We start from the raw sequence: 4899 nt of genomic DNA, 5'->3' as shown, positions 1-4899 counted from the left end.
TCCGGTAATGGATGACCTTGTTCTGCGTATGCGGCGCCGCCGACCGGCACTGTTTCGGTTTCAAACTTTTCACCCAAGGCGTTCATTACCTTGACTGCCTGATTCATGATTTCCGGACCAATGCCGTCACCCGGCAGAATTGCAATTTTCATTTGATAACTTCAGTAAGATTTAAAAAAGAGGGAAAGCGCGGCGCTATCACGCCATATGGATGCGCGCGTTAAATAGTGTTCGACAGCCAAGGTTGGGCAGCAAGATGGCGCTCTTCATACTCGCGTATCTTGTCGGCCTTTTGCAAAGTCAGACCGATGTCATCAAAACCATTCAGCAAACAGTATTTGCGGAAAGCATCGATGTCGAATGGATAGGCAACGCTGCCGTTGCTGGTGGCTATGATTTGTTTTTCCAGATCAATCACCAGATGGAAGCCAGGGAAAGCCTTGACCTCATTGAACAAATGATCGATTTGCGCTTCGGTCAACGTCACCGGCAACAAGCCATTTTTGTAGCAGTTGTTGAAGAAGATATCCGCAAAGCTGGGCGCGACTATCGCACGAAAGCCATACTGGCTCAGCGCCCAAGGCGCGTGCTCGCGTGACGAACCGCAACCGAAATTCTTGCGCGCCAACAAAATCTGCGCACCTTGATAGCGCGGTTGATTCAGTACGAAATCAGGATTCAAAGGACGATTCGAATTATCCTTGCCCGGTTCGCCCTGATCCAGATAGCGCCATTCATCGAACAGATTCGGACCGAAACCGGTGCGTTTGATGGATTTCAGAAATTGCTTTGGAATGATGGCGTCGGTGTCAACATTTGCACGATCCAGCGGTGCAACCAAACCATCAAGAATATTAAATTTTTCCATAGTGCCCAACTGTTGATGCGTATCGACGACGGTGTCGCCAGTATTTTTTATCGATGCGGAATAACGAACTTCTACTGCCTTCAGCCTATTGAATGCAGCAATGCACAGGAATCACTCTGTGCATCGCTGCAAACCAGTTTCTTATTTACCCTGGATTTTGTCGCCCACATGCTCGACATCCTTGCCGAAGCCATGAACGGTATTACAGCCAGCCAGCAACCATGCGGAAGCGATCAACAAAGCAGCGATTTTTTTCATTTTTTCTCTCCGTGAATTTTATTTACAGCGATGAATTACAGCGCACGCACATCAACGAAATGACCTTCGATACCGGCAGCCGCTGCCATTGCCGGACTCACCAGATGAGTGCGACCACCTGCACCCTGACGCCCTTCAAAATTACGATTTGAAGTCGAGGCACAACGCTCACCCGGTTCCAGGCGATCGGCGTTCATCGCCAGGCACATCGAACAACCCGGCTCACGCCATTCAAAACCGGCATCCTTGAAAATCTTGTCCAGGCCTTCGCGCTCGGCCTGCTCTTTGACCAGACCGGAACCCGGCACCACCATCGCCAGCTTCACGTTCGAGGCACGATGCTTGCCACGCACCACAGCAGCCGCGGCACGCAAATCTTCTATGCGTGAGTTGGTGCAGGAGCCGATAAACACTTTATCGATACGGATATCGGTAATCGGCGTATTTGGCTTCAGGCCCATGTAGACCAGCGCTTTTTCCATGCCATCGCGCTTGGTTGCATCTTTTTCCTTGTCCGGATCAGGTACGCGGCCATCTACCGACACGACCATCTCTGGCGATGTGCCCCAGCTGACTTGCGGTTTGATCTCGGCTGCGTTCAGTGTCACCACCATATCGAACCTGGCGCCGGCATCGGAATGCAAGGTGCGCCAGTACTCGACGGCGCGATCCCAATGCGGGCCAACCGGTGAAAATGGCCGACCCTTGACGTAGTTAATCGTGGTTTCATCGACGCCGACCATGCCGGCACGTGCGCCCGCTTCGATCGCCATATTGCAGATGGTCATGCGACCTTCCATCGACAGCGAACGTATCGTCGAACCGGCAAATTCAATCGCGTAACCGGTACCGCCAGCAGTGCCGATTTTTCCGATGATCGCGAGCACGATGTCTTTTGCAGTTACGCCAGCCGGCAAAGCGCCGTCAACCTGCACCAGCATCGCCTTGGATTTTTGCGCCAGCAAGGTTTGCGTCGCCAGCACATGCTCGACTTCGGACGTACCGATGCCGTGCGCCAACGCGCCGAATGCGCCGTGCGTAGACGTATGCGAATCACCGCACACGACCGTCATACCAGGCAAGGTCGCGCCCTGCTCCGGCCCGATCACATGCACGATGCCCTGACGCTTGTCGCGCATGCTGAAGTAGGTCAAGCCATATTCGTGTGCATTGCCATCCAGCGTTTCCACCTGGAGACGCGAGGTCGGATCAGCAATCCCTTCCGAGCGGTCTGTCGTCGGCACATTGTGATCCGCCACCATCAGATTGGCGGAAACGCGCCATGGACGACGGCCAGCCAGCTTCAAGCCTTCAAAAGCCTGCGGACTGGTAACTTCATGCAACAGATGACGATCGATGTAAAGCACGGTTGTGCCATCGTCGCCGGTTTCGACAACGTGCGATTGCCAGAGTTTATCGTAGAGCGTTTGAGCCATATTCGTGTGCAAAAGTAAGTCAGTAACGACTGATATAAACAGTCTTTGATTATGCCATATTTGCGCGTTTCCATTGCAGGAAACGGCGGCACAGGCATACAGGGAACCGCCTCATCATAAAAATGAGGGTATTTATCTTTAATGCAATGCCCTGTTCCTGCTATCTGTTTTTTGCCTGCAGATAAAGCGGCATCACGCGCTGTGCGTAGATTGTGAGATCGCTGCTACGATCCGCGCTCGATGGGTGGGTAGAAAGAAAGGTGGGAGGAGCGCTGCCACCGACCTGCCCCATTTTTTGCCATAAGGTGATCGCGGCGCGCGGATCGTAACCGGCACGCGCAGCCAGCTCGACACCGATGCGGTCCGCTTCCGTTTCGTGGCTGCGCGAATTGGGAAGTCCAACCAGCCCCATGTACGCATATTCGGCGCCTTTCTGCCCCAGATTGCCCACACCCAGCAGCGCCGAACCGATCGAAATCACGCTACCCGCCACCATTTGCTCAGATGCGCGTTCGCGCGCATGTTCGCGCAATGCATGTGAAATTTCATGGCCAATGACGGCAGCCAATTCGTCATCGGTGACCTGGAGTTTTTCAATCAAGCCTGTATAGACAGCAATCTTGCCTCCCGGCATGCACCAGGCGTTCACTTCCGGCGACGTCAATACATTGACTTCCCACTGCCAGCGTTGCGCATCGGGACGAAAAACCGACGTCTGCGCAATCAATTTATTGGCAATGCCGCGTACCCGTGCCACCTGCGCCGCATTGCGATTCAAGGCGTTTTTCTGCTTTTGTTCCGCAATCAGCGTTGCGTATTGCTTGCCCGCAGCCTGATCCAGTTCCTGTGCCGACACGGCCATTCTCTGCTGCCTGTCGACACCGACCAATCCGCTTTGTGTGGTCTGCACGGTTTCACAGGCTGATAGCATCAGCACGAGCGAAACAGTTGCCACCGATGAAAACGCAAAAAATCGCTTGGTCAGTCTCATTTTCATTCCTCGCCAAACAAGATGCATCCTGCACACATGCGCAGTAAAAACGAATCAGCGCAAACTGGCTGGAATCGGTGGCGGACTCACCTTGACATCGCCGCACTGCGCGCGATGACGCAATGCGTGATCCATCAACACCAGCGCCAGCATGGCTTCGGCAATCGGCGTGGCGCGAATGCCGACGCAGGGATCGTGCCGCCCGAGAGTTTCGACCATGATCGGATTGCCGGCCTTGTCGATTGAATGACGTGCGGTGCGTATGCTGGAAGTCGGCTTGATCGCCATTGATGCCGTGATGTTTTGACCGGTCGAAATACCGCCCAGTACACCGCCTGCATTGTTGCTGGCAAAACCGTCGGGGGTCAGCTCATCGCCGTGCTCGGTGCCTTTTTGTGCAACGGATTTGAAGCCGGCGCCTATCTCGACACCTTTAACGGCATTGATGCCCATCAGCGCGTAAGCGATTTCCGCATCCAGTTTGTCGTAGATCGGTTCGCCCAATCCTATTGGCACATTTTCCGCCACCACATCGATACGCGCACCGCAGGAATCGCCGTTCTTGCGCAAATCGTCCATATACGCTTCCAGCTGCGGCAGGATGCTTGCATTGGCCGAGAAAAAAGGATTGTTCGGCACATGTTCCCAGCTTTCAAACGGGATCGCGATTTCGCCGAGCTGGCTCATGCAACCCTTGAAGGTGGTGCCGTATTGTTCCAGCAGCCATTTTTTCGCAATTGCTGCAGCGCCGACGACCGGTGCGGTCAAACGCGCCGACGAACGCCCGCCGCCGCGCGGATCGCGGATGCCGTATTTATGCCAATACGTGTAATCGGCATGACCAGGACGGAAAGTCTCGGTAATGTTGCCGTAATCCTTGCTGCGCTGGTCTTCGTTGCGAATCAGCAATGCAATCGGGGTACCCGTCGTTTTGCCTTCAAATACGCCGGACAGGATTTCCACCGTGTCCGATTCCTGGCGTTGTGTCACATGCCGCGAGGTGCCCGGTTTGCGACGATCCAGATCGAACTGAATGTCGGCTTCTGACAACACCATTCCGGGCGGACAACCATCGATTACGCAACCGATTGCGGGACCGTGAGATTCGCCAAAAGTGGTGACAGTAAAGAGTGTGCCAAATGTATTACCGGACATGATGGTTAATTATCAATGAAATAAACTGCCATTCTACCAGTGCACAGAAAACAAATACTTCAAGAAAAATCATTGCCGAATGTTAAACCGGTGTGCAATATACGGTTTCCATACTATAAAAACTACATCTCGGAGAAGGCAACATGAGCAAGTCGGTCAGCCATAGTGAGGATGACCTTGTATTTCTGGAT

General features: G+C 53.6%; 6 protein-coding genes. All 6 read right to left on the bottom strand.

Features of this window, described 5'->3' with window-relative positions; translation table 11 throughout:
- The coding region (locus tag ABWP27_RS12270; RefSeq protein WP_353157247.1) for an isocitrate/isopropylmalate family dehydrogenase at positions 1–152 on the bottom strand (152 nt) is incomplete at its 3' end.
- A gap of 68 nt (positions 153–220) precedes the next feature.
- Complete coding sequence (gene leuD, locus ABWP27_RS12265; protein ID WP_353157244.1) at positions 221–868, bottom strand: 3-isopropylmalate dehydratase small subunit; 648 nt, start codon at positions 866–868, stop codon at positions 221–223.
- Between the two features lie 141 nt (positions 869–1009).
- Positions 1010–1126: an entericidin A/B family lipoprotein gene (locus tag ABWP27_RS12260; protein WP_304931906.1), complete on the bottom strand. Its 117-nt coding sequence runs from the start codon at positions 1124–1126 to the stop codon at positions 1010–1012.
- A gap of 35 nt (positions 1127–1161) precedes the next feature.
- Positions 1162–2562, bottom strand: coding sequence for a 3-isopropylmalate dehydratase large subunit (gene leuC / locus ABWP27_RS12255; RefSeq protein ID WP_353157240.1), 1401 nt, complete (start codon positions 2560–2562; stop codon positions 1162–1164).
- 160 nt (positions 2563–2722) lie between these two features.
- Complete coding sequence (locus ABWP27_RS12250; RefSeq protein ID WP_353157237.1) at positions 2723–3553, bottom strand: M48 family metallopeptidase; 831 nt, start codon at positions 3551–3553, stop codon at positions 2723–2725.
- A gap of 54 nt (positions 3554–3607) precedes the next feature.
- Positions 3608–4708 carry a chorismate synthase gene (aroC, locus tag ABWP27_RS12245; protein ID WP_353157234.1) on the bottom strand — a complete coding sequence of 367 codons (1101 nt, stop codon included), beginning with the start codon at positions 4706–4708 and terminating at the stop codon, positions 3608–3610.
- Positions 4709–4899 lie beyond the last annotated feature (191 nt).

Origin of the sequence: Herminiimonas fonticola (assembly GCF_040395855.1) — a bacterium.
In the GTDB taxonomy this organism is placed as follows: domain Bacteria; phylum Pseudomonadota; class Gammaproteobacteria; order Burkholderiales; family Burkholderiaceae_D; genus Oxalicibacterium; species Oxalicibacterium fonticola_A.
This window is presented reverse-complemented; position numbering and strand designations above follow the sequence as displayed.